The following is a 16,271-nucleotide window of genomic DNA, read 5'->3' on the forward strand; positions in this document are numbered from 1 at the left end:
TCGCTTTTATGGCTGTTTACTGGCTGGAATCAAAAAATAACTATCTTATCTGTAATAAAATTACAAACATCCTGCACGAGGAGAGGAACATGGCGGTAACATCCATAGCCCAGGCATGCGATCTGGTGATTTTCGGCACAAAAGGTGATCTGGCCCGACGGAAATTATTGCCTTCTTTGTATCAACTGGAAAAAGCGGGTTCAATTCATCCCGAGACGCGCATCATCGGTGTCGGCCGCGCGGATTGGGACACCAAAGCCTATGTCAAAGTAGTGCGCGAAGCGTTGGAAACCTTCATGAAGGAAAGCATCGATGAGAAACTCTGGAAGACGCTCAGCGCCCGCCTGGATTTTTGTAATCTCGATGTCAACGAGAGCAAGAACTTCTCCAGGCTCGGTGAAAAACTCGATCAGGTGTCCCGGGTTACCATAAATTATTTCGCCATGCCACCCAACACGTTCGGCGCTATTTGCCAGGGTTTGGGTGAAGCCGGCCTAAATAAGGAACCGAGCCGCGTGGTGATGGAAAAACCCCTCGGCACCGACCTGGCCTCTTCGCGTGTCATCAACGACCAGGTGGCCAAGTTCTTCAATGAGTGCCAGGTTTATCGCATTGACCACTATCTGGGTAAAGAAACGGTACTTAACCTTTTGGCGCTGCGGTTTGCCAATTCCTTGTTTGCTTCCAACTGGGACAATCGTACCATTGATCATGTGCAGATCACGGTGGCCGAGGAAGTGGGCATCGAAGGACGCTGGGGGTATTTTGACAAAGCGGGTCAGATGCGCGATATGATCCAAAGTCATTTGCTGCAGATCCTGACCATGATCGCCATGTCGCCACCTTCCGACCTGAGCACCGATCGTATTCGTGATGAGAAGGTCAAGGTCCTGCGCTCACTGCGCACTATTGATAGCACCAACGTCCGCGATACCACGGTGCGTGGTCAATATACCGCCGGATTTGTCCAAGGTAAAAAAGTACCGGGTTATCTGGATGAAGAGGGCGCAAATAAGTCCAGCCGTACCGAAACCTTTGTTTCGATTCGGGTGGATATTGACAATTGGCGCTGGGCAGGCGTGCCCTTCTATTTGCGCACAGGCAAACGCTTGCCGACCAAATGTTCAGAAGTGGTGGTTTATTTCAAGAATCCGGCACTGAATTTATTCCGTGGTTCCTACCAACAGTTGCCACAAAACAAGCTGACCATTCGCTTACAGCCCGACGAGGGCATGGATATTCAAATCCTCAATAAAGTCCCCGGGCTTGATCACAAGCATCGTTTGCAAACCACCAAGCTGGATTTGAGTTTTACCGAAACGTTCAACCAGGAGCACTTGGCTGACGCTTACGAACGACTGTTGCTGGAAACCATGCGTGGTATACAGGCGCTGTTTGTACGCCGGGATGAAGTGGAGGAAGCCTGGACATGGGTAGATTCAATTATGGAAGCATGGGCGTCCGATAACGAAGCGCCTAAGCCTTATCAGGCGGGGACCTGGGGACCTGTGGCGTCGGTAGCCATGATAACCCGTGACGGACGTTCCTGGAACGAATTCGAATAAGCCAAGGGAGTAAACCGGCGTGGGCCACGATCGCGCCGGACAGATTATAGTCGGGGATAAGGCTGCATTGTCAGTCTATGCCCGGTGATGGCGTTTACCTTAGCCTTCCACCAAGGCGAGACAGGAGAGAAAGTGTTATGAAGAATTGGAAAACAAGTGCGGAAAGTATTCTTACGTCGGGCCCAGTCGTTCCGGTTATCGTAATTAATAAACTGGAACAGGCGGTTCCACTGGCTAGAGCGCTGGTGGCGGGCGGCGTCAGAGTCTTGGAAGTCACCTTGCGCACAGCCTGCGCCTTGGAGGCTATTCGCGCTATTGCCAAGGAAGTGCCTGAGGCAATCGTCGGTGCCGGTACTGTGACCAACGTACAACAGTTGGCCGAAGTGACCGCCGCCGGTGCGCAGTTCGCCATCAGCCCCGGGTTGACCGCGTCATTGCTTAAAGCGGCTACCGAAGGCACCATCCCGCTGATCCCGGGTATTGCCAGTGTGTCCGAACTGATGTTGGGCATGGATTATGGTCTGCGCGAATTCAAGTTTTTCCCGGCAGAAGCCAACGGCGGTGTAAAAGCATTGCAAGCCATCTCCGGCCCGTTCTCACAGATTCGTTTTTGTCCGACCGGTGGAATTTCCCCGAAAAACTACAATGACTACCTGGCGTTAAAGAGTGTCCTGTGCATCGGCGGATCGTGGCTGGTGCCGAATGACGCGTTGGAATCTGGTGACTATGCGCGCATCACTGCATTGGCAAAAGAAGCCGTAGCTGGTGCCAAACTGTAAGATGACGGTGCTGTAGGCGCGGATTCCCACAGGGGATCCCGCTATTGGTCCTAGACGGTGCTCGCGCGAAATGGCGGGCACCGCCTAGACCTTGTTATCAACCGGTGACACCGATCGCCGCTGCGCTGTTTTTAGCCCGCGTTACTGCATCTTCCACCGAATCCCCCACCGCCAGAGCAACGCCCAACCGGCGTTTGCCGCTGATAACCGGTTTACCAAACAGACGGATTTGCGTACCAGCGTGCAGAGCGTGTTCCAGCCCATGAAAACGTACATTGTCACTTTCCAGCTCGGGCAAAATGACCGCTGACGCGGCCGGACCATATTGGCGTATGGCGCCGATGGGTAATCCCAAAAAGGCGCGAACGTGTAAAGCGAATTCAGACAGATCCTGGGAGATGAGGGTAACCATGCCGGTATCATGAGGGCGGGGTGATACTTCACTAAAAATCACCTCGTCGCCGCGAACAAACAGCTCAACACCAAACAGACCCCAGCCACCCAAGGCACTAACCACCTGTTGTGCAATATCCTGTGCCCGCGCTAAGGCTGACTCGCTCATACGCTGCGGCTGCCAAGACTCACGATAATCACCGTCCTCCTGACGATGACCGATAGGTTGGCAAAAATGGATACCATCCACTGCGCTGACGGTCAATAGGGTGATTTCAAAGTCAAAATTCACCAGTCCCTCGACAATAACCTTACCGCCGCCGGCGCGTCCGCCAAGCTGTGCATAGCGCCACGCATCATCAAGTGCTACCGCGCTACGGACCAGGCTCTGTCCCTTGCCTGATGAACTCATGACCGGCTTGATAATCAATGGATAACCTATCTGCGCTACCGCCTGCTCTAATTCGGCGCGATCGCCGGCGAAACGGTAATTTGACGTTGGCAGTGCCAGGGTTTCCGCTGCCAGGCGCCGGATGCCTTCCCGATTCATGGTCAATTTGGTTGCCTGCGCACACGGCACGACGTGATGTCCCGCCTGCTCAAGAACCACCAGCATGTCGGTGGCAATAGCTTCTATCTCAGGCACGATAAAATCGGGGCGTTCAGCCTCGATCACTGCACGTAGCGCTGCGCCATCAAGCATATTAATCACATGACTGCGGTGGGCAACCTGCATTGCCGGCGCATCGGCGTAACGATCCACGGCGATGACCTCAATACCGAGTCGCTGGCATTCGATCGCCACTTCTTTACCCAGTTCGCCCGACCCCAGCAACATGACCCGCGTTGCATCGGGACGCAACGCCGTTCCAACAGTAACCATCGCTTTCACCCGCCTTGATAAAAATTGCGCGCAGTATAAACGAAAACGATTGCCTATACCCAACAGATTCGGTGTTACAGGTAGGCGGCAAGTCCCTATGGTTAATGAACCACTGTGTGAAAGATGCCGAGTTACTGAACAATTATTGAATAAGGCTGATTAAATTGACGCTGTTTGCCATTGAATTTCAAAAACACTTTCTCATGGTAAATTTAACCGGCTATTATCAGTCATCACCTTGAGAAGAGGACAACCAGAATCGTGGAGGCTTTATGCAAAAGTTGGGATTAGGCCTGATAGGCGTAGTGGCAGCAGGAATGATGCTGTCATCAATGGCAAGCGCGGCGGACCAAACCCAGCCGGCTGATCCACAGGCCGCGTCAGCGCAAGCCCCGGTAGGCGGATCATCAAACGATCAACAAACCACTACCGTAACGCCAAGCGCCGATACGCCAGCGCCGACCACGGTGGTTGTGCCGAAAACACCCACCGCTGCCGGCGATGCTGCACCGCAAAGCGGCAGTGCTGAGCAAAAAAATAGCGCACCATCGACCTCGTCCGCCGCTATTCCCACCGCTGCGGATAAACAGGCCGCCGCCGACGAAGCCAGCAAAAAAGCCGCTGCGGATAAACAGGCCGCTGCCGACGAAACCAGCAAAAAAGCCGCTGCGGATAAACAGGCCGCCGCCGACGAAACCAGCAAAAAAGCCGCTGCGGATAAACAGGCCGCCGCCGACGAAGCCAGTAAAAAAGCCGCTGAGCATGCCAGCAAATCTGCTGCCGTGGATAAAAAGACTGTCGCAGAGAAAACTGTCGCGCTAAAAAAAGCGTCACCGAAGCAGGCGCCAATACAAAAAACCTTTAAGATGGCCGCGTGCCCCGACTTAAATTCACTCCAGATAGCGGATCTGATTAAACAAGACTATAACCAAAACCTGTTACCCCATTCTGATGAGGATAAAACCGCCGGTGACGGGGAGAGCATTGTCTTGCAGATTGATCCAGAGGCGATCACCGGCATCGGCGACAGTTGGCAAGCAACGCTAGACGTCCACAGCTCAAGTGGCGATCGTACATTCGCGGTGACGCTGGATTGCCAAAAGGGCGAAATTAATTATTCCTCTCAGCCCTAGACCTGGCCCCTTGCACTAACGCTCTTCAGCGGTGCGAATAATCCCGCACCGCTGCTCTTGACCCGCGCTCCCTAAGCACGCATAAGGCTCTGCCTGGCCTCCACTGCGCTTGGCAAGCTCTCCTATTCGTGCCACTCTGTTTCTTATGCAAATAAGGAAGGGTGTGTATGAGATTTCCACCAATCGCTGAAAAAAGACCTCACAAACTCACCGTACATGGTGAGACACGGATCGATGACTACTATTGGTTGCGCGACGACAAACGCGAAGATCCTGCGGTGCTTGATTATCTAGCGCAAGAAAACACCTATGGCGAAGCCATGATGGCCGACTATGGAGAGCTGCGACATCAACTGTTCACTGAAATGGTTGAGCGCATCCCGCAGCAGGATCGTTCGGTGCCTTACGTCCGGCGCGGTTATCGTTATCAAAGCCGCTATGAGCAGGGCAACGAGTATGCCATCTATACCCGCCAAGCAGCGGATTTACCCGAGGACGCTCCCTGGGAAATTCTGCTAGACGGTAATCTGCGTGCGGCGCAAAGCGAATTCTATACCATGGGCGGGTTGGAAATGAGCCCGGACAATATCATCATGGCGGCGGCAGAGGATTTTCTGTCGCGCCGACTTTACGGGATTCGTTTCAAAAACCTGGCTTTTGACTCCTGGTATCCGGAAGTTATTGAGGATGCGTCCTCAGGTTTCGAGTGGACCAGCGATTCGACCATGCTGTACTACGTGCGTAAGCATAAAAAAACACTGCTGCCTTATCAGGTATATCGCCACCGGGTTGGTACCTCCACCCGTCTTGATGAACTGGTGTACGAGGAAAAGGACGACGCATTTTATGTCAGCCTGCACAAAACCACCTCTGAACGCTACATCATTATTGCCCTAGGCAGCACCACCTCTGGTGAGATCCTGTTGCTGGATGCAAATGACCCGCAGGCGCAACCACAGATGTTTTCGCCGCGTCGCCACGATCATGAATATTCGCTGGATCATTTCCAGGGCTATTTTTATTTACGCTCCAACCGGGACGGTAAGAATTTTGCCCTTTACCGCAGTGAAACGCCCGACGAAGACCAATGGCAGACGTTGATTGCCGCGCGTGAAGATGTGGTCCTGGAAAACTTTACTCCGTTTACCCATTGGTTGGTCGTTGAAGAGCGCCATCAGGGATTAACCAGCCTGCGGCAAATTAACTGGGAGAGCGGAGAAGAAAAGGGCATTGCTTTTGACGACCCCACCTATGTGACATGGCTGGCCTACAACCCGGATCCTGCGACCCCGTGGTTGCGCTATGGCTACTCCTCCATGACTACACCCACCACGCTATTTGAGCTGAATATGGCGACTGACGAGCGCAGATTGCTCAAGCAGTCACAGGTCAAAAATTTTGAATCAGAACATTATCGCAGCGAGCGGCTTTGGGTGACCGCGCGCGACGGTACCGAGGTGCCGGTTTCGTTGGTATATCGCAAAGACCTGTTTAAACCGGGACAAAACCCGGTGTTGGTTTACGGTTATGGCTCTTATGGCAGTAGCATGGACCCGGATTTTAGCGCCAGCCGCTTAAGCCTGCTTGACCGGGGATTCGTTTTTGCCTTGGCGCATATTCGCGGCGGAGGCGAGTTGGGTCAGCAGTGGTATGAAGACGGCAAATTGTTCAATAAGCTCAACACGTTTAATGACTTTATCGACGTAAGCCACTATTTGCTGGCGCAGGGTTATGGCGATAAGCAACGGGCGTTTGCCATGGGTGGCAGCGCGGGTGGGTTGTTGATGGGCGCAGTGATCAACATGGCTCCACATTTGTTCAAGGGTGTCGTGGCGCAAGTGCCGTTTGTGGATGTGGTGACCACCATGTTGGACGACAGTATTCCGCTGACCACCGGTGAATATGATGAATGGGGTAATCCTGAAGAGCAGGCCTACTACGACTATATAAAGCGCTACAGCCCGTATGACCAGGTCAGCGCGCAAGACTATCCTCATTTGCTGGTGACCACCGGTCTGCATGATTCGCAGGTACAATATTGGGAGCCGGTAAAATGGGTCGCCAAGCTCCGCGCCAGCAAAACCAATGACAATCTATTGCTGCTTTGCACCGACATGGATGCCGGTCACGGCGGTAAATCAGGGCGGTTCAAAGGGTATGAAGGTATCGCGATGGAATATACCTTCATTCTTTCCTTGGCCGATCTGCACTAACAAACCAATGGCGGCACCGGTTTAACGTGCCGCTGCATCCTGGTTCAGATAGTGATTAATACTAAAACGCAGATCCCCAGACAGGTCTTTCAAATTAGCCAACATCCACTGCAGATAACCCGGATCTTCCTTGGCTACCTGCTCCAGCAACTGACCACGGTATTTACCGAATTTCAATGTGGTGACCAACGTCGCTTCGTTACTTAACGCCACCATCTGTGCAGCGCTCCAGCCGGAGTCGTCCATGATTTTTACCAACAGGGCTGCCGTAATGTAACAATCGTACAAAGCGCGGTGTGGATAGAGCCCTTCAGGCAGGGTGACCGTCAGGTTAAGGGCATAACGCAGATGCTGGTTACCGTACTTCAGACCGGGGTAAAGCTTACGTGCGAGTTTAAGGGTGCAAATCCATTGTCCATGCATTTCGGGCAACATTCGGCGATCGAACGCGGCATTATGGGCGACGTAATATTGACTACCGTGGTAACGACCAACGACCTTGGCAATGCGTGGTTTATGCTCCACCATGGCTTCGGTAATATGATGAATGGCCATCGCTTCATATCCGATGGCGCGATCGGGATTGACCAAATCGCTCATGGGATTGAACAACTGCCCGTTTTCCACGTCAATCGAAGCCACCTCGACGACTCCGCCGTCGAGGCCACAGGTTTCTGTATCGATGACTCGAAAAGCCATAATTATTCCTTTTCAGGCTAAGCAGCGCCCATTATGACCTGAATCGTGCCAACAAAAAACCCGCATCAGATGCGGGTTTATGATTGGTTAGCCTCAAACAATATCAGGCTGGGACTTTCTGTTGCGCTTATCAGCGCGTTTTTCTTCCGGCGATTTCAGCGGTTTCTTCTTCGCGTCTTTCTTACGATCCATTCCCTTACTCATATTTGCCTCTCTATAAAAGAACCGGAAATGTAGGCTTGATTAACTGCCAGTTGGCCAAGTTAATCAAGTCAAATTGTGCTATTTCCGTGCCCATCGCGGGCTGAAGACTCGGAGGAAGACCCCGGCCCAACTGGCTTATGTGGGACAGTGACCGCCAACCTGTAAATCGCCTAAATACCCAGCAGATTTCGAGCTGCAAAAAGATGACACGCAAAAGAACCCCAATAGGCTTACTGTGCTAAGTCACTCGGGTGTGCTCCATCGATGCACCTGCGGCTTGAAACAGGACGGGTGTAAGCTTAATGTGCAGTATAGGGCATGAAGACACTATTTTCCCGCTTCATAAGGCAAACACGAAAATTTAATTGGGGTTTGCTGCTAAAACATCAACCCGCGCGCGAAAGAAAATCGCCGCGCAGCCACACCGGGTGATCCTGCGCAAGCAACTCGGCAACAATCGGCACCGTGTCGCGCGGACCACAGGCTACCCCCAGACGTCGCAAGATCGATATTCATTTATCAGTTTGTACTGAATAATGTGTTTCAAATATTATGCCATTGCTGCGGAATGAGGAATATGATTATTCATCATACAAATAAGAATGCTTATCACTATTCATTTTAAACGATCATTTTTGTGTAGATGAAAGAATCAAGATAAAATATATAATATGCTGATTTATAATTGAAATTAATTAACGCAATCTGCTAGTTAAATAATGGTATGGTTTTTGTTATCATTTGGGCATAATGAATATCTCAATCTAAAAATATCTTCAAGGATGCCCTCATGTTAAAACCAGAAATGGCGACTAAGCTGAATGAACAATTAAATCTGGAATTTTTTTCCGCTAATCTCTACCTGCAAATGAGCGCCTGGTGCAGCGATAAAGGGTATGAAGGCGCGTCAGCTTTCCTCAAAACCCAATCACGCGAAGAAATGGATCATATGCGTCGGCTGTTTGACTACCTCAATGACACGGGGAGCATGCCGGTGCTGGGTGCTATCGAAGCACCACCTACCGTTTACACGTCATTGGCGGAACTTTTTCAGCGCACCTACGAGCATGAACAGCTGATTACGCAAAAAATTAACCAGCTCGCACACACTGCCATCACCTCACAGGATTACTCTACGTTTAACTTCCTACAGTGGTATGTCTCCGAACAACACGAAGAAGAAAAACTGTTCAAGTCCATCCTCGATAAGCTTTCGTTGGTCAACACCAATAACGACGGGCTGTTCCTGATTGACCAGGATCTGAAAAAAATGAACGGTGGCGGTAATACCTCCACGCCTATCTAAGGCAGCGTCCACTCCCGTCTTAGGGGTGCTCGACATCAGCCCCGGCAGCCGTTATCATCAGCTTGCTTCCAGGTAAGTGGGGGTAACGGCAGCGTTTTTTTTGCACCGATTTGCCCGGGGACGCAACGTAAAATGTTCACAGCCACACAGCATGTGGTCTCAGAGGTATTCATCATCTCATGACCGTCTCAGCGTAATATTATGTTAAGCCTTGCAGCCTGTTATTCAGCCACTCGATTTATTCATATCACCGCTATTATGCAAGGATTCGGTATTGCGCTGTTTTGTGAATGCCTCACCCCAGCAACGTTACGGCCCTATATGCGCGCGCGTCTGGCGGGTATTGGCCGTTTTATGGCCGTTTTTAGCCTACTGACCGCCCTGGGCATTCTGATTCTGCAGGCCGGATTAATGGGCGAGGGTTGGTCTGATACCCAACGTCCTGACATCTGGCTGGCGGTATTACACACCGCATTCGGGACCGTATGGCAATGGCACATGCTGCTGGCGTTGCTGGCGGTGATCATCGCCGGTCGGCTACCGCTTTCCCCCGTACGTCATCGACAGTTGCTGGCGGTTTATAGCGGCCTGCTGATCAGCATGGCTCTGGTAGGGCATTCCGCTATGTATGACGGTATACGGGGCGGATTGCAACGCGCAAATCAGATGGTACACCTGTTATCCGCAGCTTGGTGGCTTGGCTGTCTGGTCCCCCTGACTGTCTGCCTGCCGCTGCTGAGTCAAACAACCCGACCAGACGCACTACGGGCACTCATTCGTTTTTCGCGCAGCGCCCATTTTGCCGTGGCCCTGGTGATCGTGTCCGGTAGTGTTAATACTGCCCTGGTGCTCGGCCAATGGCCGCTAGACTGGACATCGCGCTACCAACTGCTGCTCATGATAAAAATGGGTGTGGTGATCACCATGGTGGGTATAGCCATCGCCAATCGATATGCTGTGGTGCCCATGCTGAGATCACATCCCGCCAGGGCAATCCGCCTGTTGCAGGTACTCACCCTGACAGAAATCGTACTGGGAGGTGCTGTCCTGCTGCTGGTGAGTGTATTTGCTACCTTTGAACCCTGATATTTTCACGTGGCGCTGTTGGGCGGCACGTTAACTTGAGGATTAAAGAACGGTATGAAAATTCGTAACATGGTGGTGGTATTGATAGCCCTGGCGGCTCAATCCGCCAGTGCGGCGCAAATTATCACTATCAGTAAATTCCAATATGGGAAGCAATGGGCATTTACCAAAGAAGAAGTTCAACTACTTTGCCGACCTAACGGCGCGTTGCTAGCGCTGAATATGAGCACGTTAATGCAGTATCCTCTGAATGAGCAAGCCAATCAGGCGATGAAATCTGGTCAGATCAAGGCGGTGCCCATAGACACGATTTTACTCGATGATCCGTCACGCCCAGGGCAAAAAATGAGTATTGAGCCGTTTGTGGCACGTGCCAGCCAACTGTGTGATACGCCAAAATAACCATCACAAATGCCCAAACTATTTTGGTAGCTTACTAATAATTGACTATGTTAATAAAATAGGATGTGCTTGATATCACAAAGTTGCATTTTAGTGAATGAAATTAGAACAGAATACGGGCGATGCGGTGGAAAAAAGCTTCCTAGCCTCTATACTCAACACTGTAAGGCTAAATAGCTTACTTTTATGCCAACTTTTAGCGCACGGCTCTGTCCCAAGAGCCATTTCCCTAGACCGAATATAGGAATCGTATTCGGTCTTTTTTTATAAGGGTAGGGTAATCAACTACTTACCTAATAAATCAGTCACTTAAGCCCACCCTATTCTACCCTGTTCTACCCAATATGATCCTGTGTCGCCATTTTGCCGCCATCAATCGACGCCAATGGATTGAACAAAACTGCATCCTCCAGATGATCGGGCGCGAAGTGCGCATAGCGCATGGTAATGCGGATATCGGAATGGCCGAGAATACGTTGCAGCACGATGATGTTGCCTCCGTGCATCATAAAGTGGCTGGCAAAGGTATGGCGTAATACATGGGTCATTTGCCCTTCGGGTAATGTAATACCGGCTAAGCGAATCACTCGGTAAAATTGTTTATAGCATGGCTCAAACGGCTTACCGTCCCGATCAATAAGTTCCTGATAAAGAGTCAGGGATAATGGTACGGTACGATTCTTTTTTCCTTTGGTATTAATGAAGGTGATTTTGTGTGGGGATAATTGTGAAAATTTCATTTTTGCCGCTTCGTTCCAGCGGGCACCCGTTGAAAGACACAACCGTACTATCAAGGTCAATTCAGGGTTACCGTGCTGCCGGCAGGCATCGAGTAGGCGTGTTATTTGCTCAACGGTGAGCCAAGCCATTTCTCGCTCGGGTTGGTCAAATTCTCGGATGTTATCAAGGGGATTTGGCATGCTCCATTCGCCAAGCCGTTTTAACTCATTAAATACAGCTCGCAGGAATGCATGCTCACAGTTAATTGTGCCAGTTGACACTTTTCTAGTGGCAAGGCTGGTACTGTATCCGTTATCGATAGCACCTTCTAATCGCTGGTCTCGGTAATGCGCCCAATCTTTTGCGGTCAGTGTTGTTGCAATGGGATCGCCTAGCCCGTGACAAATGAGATTCAATTTACCTAGGCGGCCTTTTTTATCATTTAACGAACACCCGTGCAGTTTGTACCATAGGTCGATCAACTCGCTTAATTTCCGCCGGTCTTCCTTTTCTCCGAGCCAGGGTTTTAGCTTTGATTGTTCAAGAGTGTATTGCTCGAAGTTAACCGCCTCTCCTTTGGTTTTAAACTGCTTACGAGACCGTTTCCCCTCTCGCCCATTCAGGTAGCACTCACATAGCCATTTTCCATTGGGCATTTTTCTGACAGACATAACGCACATCCAATAAATCAAATGGGTGTGAATGTACTGTATATATAAACAGTGTTCAATGTTTGTTTAACTTGCAGGTAAACATAGGCGTTTTTTGGTGATAAAAAAACCTGCTTTTGCAGGCTTTTTATTCGGTTACATCCATAATACCGCTTGCCGGTTTTCCGCGTGGGGTGGGGCGGGGTTGATGCTACCGGGAATCATAATCGAACGGGTGACCGTCTCCATGGTGACAAAGGTATGGCTGCAATTGATATTTTGGCACTGGTGATAACGTTCTTTGGTTTCCTCGCTCAGATAGCGGCTTGAGCGGGCATGTGCAGCGTGGCGGCAGCGGGGGCAGTGCATCATCTGGGGTGGCCTTATCTATCCAATGGGTACAAAATGAATTTTGAACATATAAATTCGATAAAGCAAGTTAAGTTTGCTTTTACAAGTTAACTTTCATCATCTGCACTAAATTCAATATCACTCAGTAGCACCTCTAGCTCTAAACCTGTGGTATAGCCGCTGTTGCTCAGGTTATGGGTGACCTTGCTGATGATCCATTGCTGTTCGTCGATCACCGATTTAAAACCCTTCACCGCCACCGGGGTTTCCGGGTAGATGTCTGCCCGGCCCATGGCCAGGGTTAACGAGAACTCGGCCACACCACGCTGTAGTTTGTTCCACTTGGCGGTTGCGGCGCGCATGGCGGCGGCCTTGGTGGCATAAACCGTGGTCAAGGCAAACACGTTATCCTCGCTGCCTACCAGGTATTCCCCTTCTTTGGCCTCCGGCGGTTTAGGTGTCTTTACCACTTTGGCTTTGGTGGTTTTAGCTTTGGGATGTTGCAGGGCGCGCAGGTGCTGGATTTTCGGTTTGCGCTGCACTTTGGTTTTAGCCTTGGCGGTTTTCTGCTGCGGGTCTTTGGTATGCAACCAACTGGCGGTGACGCCGGTATAAGCACCGCGATCGGCAATGCTAAAACTGTGCCGGTCGCCGTCGCGGCGCTCGATGCTTATTTGTGGAATGGTTTTGCCGGATACGCTTTTGCCGCCGCCGGGTTTGAACAGCATTAACCGGCCTGCTTTGATGGCCGCTACCGCGCCGTTAAGCTCCGCCAGGCGGGTAATAAACGCCGCGTCGGTTTCCTGGGTCTGGTCGATATGGGTGATGTTGATCGACTTCAACGCGTCCGAGACTGCGGCGGTAAGGTTATTGCGGTCGGCAATCTGGTCGACCACTGCCCCCAGGGTGGTGTCGTGATAGGACACCTCACGGCGGGAATTCAATGTGCCGCGAAAATCTGCACTGCGGGCGCGGATGGTCAACGTATCCGGCGCGCCGTGGTGCTCCACTTCATCCACGGTAAAATCCCCTTTGCCGGTCAACGCCTCGCCCTGCCAGCCTAAAAACACACTGACTACCGCGCCACGTCCGGGCATGCGTAATTGCCCGTCGGCGTCGTCCAGTTCAATATCCAACTGGTCGGCCTCGAATCCGCGGTTGTCGGTCAACGTCAGTGACAGCAGGCGCGGGCGCAGATTGGCGGTAATATCCTTGTCGTTGATCCGCACACGAAAGTCCGGTGCGAGCGTGGCTCCGGCGGAAGGCATCAGGGTAGTGATCATGACCAGAGCCCCCCCACGGCGGTTTTAGCTTTGTCGGCCAGGGTTTGCACCTTGCCCAGCAGGCTATCGGCCTGGGCTTTCATATCGCCAAACATGGCGGTCAGGCTTTCATCTACCCGCATTAGGTTGAGGGTAAACTCGATGCGTCGGGCCGCACCGTCGGCAAAAAACTCGCTGCGGGTTTCACTAAAACTGGTCACTACAAACATGCCGTAAATCCGCCCGCTGCCTTCAATCAATGGCCAGGTTTTGCCCTGGGATGCCATGGTCTCCAGTGCCAACAGCGACAGCCGTCCACCGGTGACCTCCGGCAGCAGCGTGCCGGACAGGGTAATGGTGTCGTTATCCGGGCCGAGGAATTGCGCCGCCGGGATAAGTCCCACCCGGCTATTGGTTGGCCAGCGGTATTCCAGAGAACGGTTAAGGTTTTGGTACGGCACGGTGCTCAGGGTGAACACAAACAGCCCGAGGGTCATCATCATGGTGTTAGTTCCGGGGGATTATTCATGGGTCATACTGCTGCGGCTACGGGCGCGCTGTTGGCGAAAATGTTTATCCAACACATCGGCGGCGGTAGTAGCCGCGATATGCCCAACATCTTGCGGTGACATGGCATCCTCTGTTTTCGGGGAATAATTTAACGAAAGATGGACGCTGGCCGAGTGAGTTTGCGGTGCTTGGATTGGCTTATCCGCTTGTTTTATCATGCCCAATACAGGGTTGGAATCATACAGCATGGTGCCGGGCTGATAGTCATAGGCGGTGGCGGGCGTGGCGGGCTGGCCGTTGGCTTTATCACCCAGGCCGTTGGACTTGCTATCAATTAACCCCAGCTTTTCCAGTACCCAATCAATGCCCTCGCGCAGGGTGTTTAACGCGGTAAGGGGAAAGGTCAGGGCCATGGCGACACCTTCGCCAAAAATCTTACCGGCGTTGGTGGCGCTGGCCAGGGTTTCTTCGGTGGCTTTGACCGGTTGGATCAAATCCATAAACCAGGTGTAGATACCTTTGAGTTTATCGGTCACCCAGGCAAACACCGGATTTAGCGGCGCAAAGGCGGCAGTGATTGGCGTCATGGCGGCCATAAATCCCTCGGCTACCCCGCCGATAAACGCCTTGATCGGCTCCCAATATTTACGCACGATCAACGCCCCGGCAATAAGCGCCGCCACAATGAGTGTGATCGGCAGCGCCAGGGTGGCAAAGGTGGCGGCGATACCTTCACCGACCACAAGCAGACCTGCCCCCAATAATTGACCGCCAGCCAGTAACAGGTTAAACCCGGTGATCACCGGCCAGGCTGCCAGGCCCAGAATGGCTAGCCCGCCGACCAACGCGGTCAACACCCCAGCCATGGCGGTGAGCATCGTGGTGAGGCGGGGATTTTTTTTCATCCAGTCATCAACCGATGTCAGCCAGGCGTTGGCGGATTGGGTCAGTTTGCGCAGGCTGGCGTTGTGGCCATCAAAGATTTGGATGCGGATATCTTCCCAGGCCGACGACAGGTTTTTTAAATCCCCGTCCAGGTTGTCGGTTTGCACCAGGGCCACTTGTTGCGCCTTGCCCTGGGAGTGATCCAGAGCATCTTTTTTCTGGCCGATCTTGCCGCTTTCCGCCGCCTCAACCAGATTTTGCGCCGACTTCATGGCCTCTTCGCCAAAAATGACTTTGTAATATTGCGCCCGCTGCGCCGAGCCAAGATTGTTTTTTTTCATCGACGCGGCGATGCCTTTCAACACCCCCTCAATGGGCAAAAAGTTGCCTTTTTTATCGCGGGTTTTCACCTTTAGTTCATCCAGCGCGGTGGCGGATTCACCGGTGGGTGCTTGCAAGCGGGTCAGAACCGCACTGACACCGGTACCGGCCATACTGCCTTTGATGCCGTTATCCGCCAGTACGCCGAGCATGGCGGTGGTGTCTTCGATACTGGCCCCGGCGGCGCGAGCGATAGGCGCAACGTATTTCATCGCCTCGCCCAGGTCGATAAGTGAGGTATTGGAGCTGGTAAAGCCTTTGGTCATCACATCCGCCACCCGACCGATTTCATTCATCGGGATTTGGAAAGCGGATTGCATACTGGTGACAATATCCGCCGCCTCGGCGATATCCACCTGTCCGGCCAAAGACAGGTTAACCGTGGTGCCGGTGGATTTGAGAATGTCCTCGGCCCCGTATCCTGCCCGGGCCAACGTGGTTTGGGTGCGCGCCACGTCGGTGGGGGAATAGGCGGTGGTGGAACCGATATCCCGCGCCTGCTGGCGCATCGCCTGGAGTTGGGTGTCATTTTTATCCAGCCCCAGGATGGCCTGGGCGCCGGACATTTCCTTATCGAATTTCACTCCTGGCGCTAAAAAACGGCTTCCGGCGTACATTGCACCGGTGGCCATGCCGAGCGCGGCGGTGCTTTTCCCGGCGATATTACCGGCCAGCGCTTTGCCTGCCTGGTAACGCGTCTTGATTTGCGTCAGGCGTTTTTGCTGGCTGCTAAGCCGTGCCAGGGCGTCACGTTGCCGGTTAAGCGTGCGGGTGGCGGCTTCGGCGTCCGCACGCAGACGTGACTGTTCCGACGACAGTTTATTGGTGGCAATGCCCGCGCCGCTTAAC

Annotated in this window: 14 protein-coding genes; 7 read left to right on the forward strand and 7 right to left on the reverse strand. The window is 52.3% G+C overall.

What is annotated here, in order from left to right:
• The first annotated feature begins 89 nt into the window (after positions 1–89).
• Both zwf and SJI19_RS20995 read left to right on the forward strand, forming a co-directional pair.
• A complete protein-coding gene (gene zwf / locus SJI19_RS20990) occupies positions 90–1,565 on the forward strand; it encodes a glucose-6-phosphate dehydrogenase (protein ID WP_323480212.1) in 1,476 nt (491 codons plus the stop codon).
• Between the two features lie 137 nt (positions 1,566–1,702).
• Positions 1,703–2,344 (forward strand): bifunctional 4-hydroxy-2-oxoglutarate aldolase/2-dehydro-3-deoxy-phosphogluconate aldolase, encoded by a 642-nt coding sequence (locus SJI19_RS20995; RefSeq protein WP_323480213.1) that lies wholly within the window; start codon positions 1,703–1,705, stop codon positions 2,342–2,344.
• A gap of 97 nt (positions 2,345–2,441) precedes the next feature.
• Here the strand turns inward: SJI19_RS20995 and purT are convergent, their stop codons facing one another.
• Positions 2,442–3,620: a formate-dependent phosphoribosylglycinamide formyltransferase gene (gene purT / locus SJI19_RS21000; protein ID WP_323480214.1), complete on the reverse strand. Its 1,179-nt coding sequence runs from the start codon at positions 3,618–3,620 to the stop codon at positions 2,442–2,444.
• Positions 3,621–3,892: 272 nt separating this feature from the next.
• Between purT and SJI19_RS21005 the strand changes: the two genes are divergently transcribed.
• A complete protein-coding gene (locus SJI19_RS21005; RefSeq protein WP_323480215.1) occupies positions 3,893–4,753 on the forward strand; it encodes a YebF family protein in 861 nt (286 codons plus the stop codon).
• A 167-nt stretch (positions 4,754–4,920) separates the two neighbouring features.
• Positions 4,921–6,966, forward strand: a complete 2,046-nt coding sequence (locus SJI19_RS21010; RefSeq protein WP_323480216.1) for a S9 family peptidase — start codon at positions 4,921–4,923, stop codon at positions 6,964–6,966.
• Between the two features lie 21 nt (positions 6,967–6,987).
• Here the strand turns inward: SJI19_RS21010 and exoX are convergent, their stop codons facing one another.
• Entirely contained in the window at positions 6,988–7,665 is a 678-nt protein-coding gene (exoX, locus tag SJI19_RS21015) for an exodeoxyribonuclease X (RefSeq protein ID WP_323480217.1), read from the reverse strand.
• A gap of 994 nt (positions 7,666–8,659) precedes the next feature.
• Here exoX and ftnA point away from each other — a divergent pair.
• The 3 genes from ftnA to SJI19_RS21030 all read left to right on the forward strand — a co-directional run bounded on the left by ftnA (position 8,660) and on the right by SJI19_RS21030 (position 10,663).
• Entirely contained in the window at positions 8,660–9,175 is a 516-nt protein-coding gene (gene ftnA / locus SJI19_RS21020; protein ID WP_323480218.1) for a non-heme ferritin, read from the forward strand.
• Positions 9,176–9,376: 201 nt separating this feature from the next.
• A complete protein-coding gene (gene copD, locus SJI19_RS21025) occupies positions 9,377–10,261 on the forward strand; it encodes a copper homeostasis membrane protein CopD (RefSeq protein WP_323480219.1) in 885 nt (294 codons plus the stop codon).
• A 54-nt stretch (positions 10,262–10,315) separates the two neighbouring features.
• Positions 10,316–10,663: a YebY family protein gene (locus tag SJI19_RS21030; RefSeq protein ID WP_323480220.1), complete on the forward strand. Its 348-nt coding sequence runs from the start codon at positions 10,316–10,318 to the stop codon at positions 10,661–10,663.
• 335 nt (positions 10,664–10,998) lie between these two features.
• Here SJI19_RS21030 and SJI19_RS21035 read toward each other — a convergent pair whose 3' ends face one another.
• The 5 genes from SJI19_RS21035 to SJI19_RS21055 all read right to left on the reverse strand — a co-directional run.
• On the reverse strand, positions 10,999–12,054 hold the full coding sequence (locus SJI19_RS21035) for a tyrosine-type recombinase/integrase (RefSeq protein ID WP_323480221.1): 1,056 nt from the start codon (positions 12,052–12,054) through the stop codon (positions 10,999–11,001).
• Positions 12,055–12,189: 135 nt separating this feature from the next.
• Positions 12,190–12,405, reverse strand: coding sequence for a DNA-binding transcriptional regulator (locus tag SJI19_RS21040; protein WP_323480222.1), 216 nt, complete (start codon positions 12,403–12,405; stop codon positions 12,190–12,192).
• Positions 12,406–12,491: 86 nt separating this feature from the next.
• Positions 12,492–13,667 carry a phage late control D family protein gene (locus SJI19_RS21045; RefSeq protein WP_323480223.1) on the reverse strand — a complete coding sequence of 392 codons (1,176 nt, stop codon included), beginning with the start codon at positions 13,665–13,667 and terminating at the stop codon, positions 12,492–12,494.
• Positions 13,664–14,149: a phage tail protein gene (locus tag SJI19_RS21050; RefSeq protein ID WP_323480224.1), complete on the reverse strand. Its 486-nt coding sequence runs from the start codon at positions 14,147–14,149 to the stop codon at positions 13,664–13,666. The genes SJI19_RS21045 and SJI19_RS21050 overlap by 4 nt, the downstream gene beginning before the upstream one ends.
• Positions 14,150–14,167: 18 nt before the next feature.
• A partial coding sequence (locus tag SJI19_RS21055; RefSeq protein WP_323480225.1) for a phage tail tape measure protein occupies positions 14,168–16,271 on the reverse strand: 2,104 nt, incomplete at its 5' end.

The organism is Acerihabitans sp. TG2, assembly GCF_035013185.1.
In the GTDB taxonomy this organism is placed as follows: Bacteria; Pseudomonadota; Gammaproteobacteria; order Enterobacterales; family Enterobacteriaceae; genus Acerihabitans.

Coding starts and splice junctions, on each gene's coding strand:
- SJI19_RS21050 (WP_323480224.1), bottom strand. CDS start 14,149: ATGATGATGACCCTCGGGCTGTTTGTGTTCACCCTGAGCACCGTGCCG.
- copD (WP_323480219.1), top strand. CDS start 9,377: ATGTTAAGCCTTGCAGCCTGTTATTCAGCCACTCGATTTATTCATATC.
- SJI19_RS21030 (WP_323480220.1), top strand. CDS start 10,316: ATGAAAATTCGTAACATGGTGGTGGTATTGATAGCCCTGGCGGCTCAA.
- SJI19_RS21035 (WP_323480221.1), bottom strand. CDS start 12,054: ATGTCTGTCAGAAAAATGCCCAATGGAAAATGGCTATGTGAGTGCTAC.
- SJI19_RS20995 (WP_323480213.1), top strand. CDS start 1,703: ATGAAGAATTGGAAAACAAGTGCGGAAAGTATTCTTACGTCGGGCCCA.
- SJI19_RS21045 (WP_323480223.1), bottom strand. CDS start 13,667: ATGATCACTACCCTGATGCCTTCCGCCGGAGCCACGCTCGCACCGGAC.
- SJI19_RS21005 (WP_323480215.1), top strand. CDS start 3,893: ATGCAAAAGTTGGGATTAGGCCTGATAGGCGTAGTGGCAGCAGGAATG.
- ftnA (WP_323480218.1), top strand. CDS start 8,660: ATGTTAAAACCAGAAATGGCGACTAAGCTGAATGAACAATTAAATCTG.
- exoX (WP_323480217.1), bottom strand. CDS start 7,665: ATGGCTTTTCGAGTCATCGATACAGAAACCTGTGGCCTCGACGGCGGA.
- SJI19_RS21040 (WP_323480222.1), bottom strand. CDS start 12,405: ATGATGCACTGCCCCCGCTGCCGCCACGCTGCACATGCCCGCTCAAGC.
- purT (WP_323480214.1), bottom strand. CDS start 3,620: ATGGTTACTGTTGGAACGGCGTTGCGTCCCGATGCAACGCGGGTCATG.
- zwf (WP_323480212.1), top strand. CDS start 90: ATGGCGGTAACATCCATAGCCCAGGCATGCGATCTGGTGATTTTCGGC.
- SJI19_RS21010 (WP_323480216.1), top strand. CDS start 4,921: ATGAGATTTCCACCAATCGCTGAAAAAAGACCTCACAAACTCACCGTA.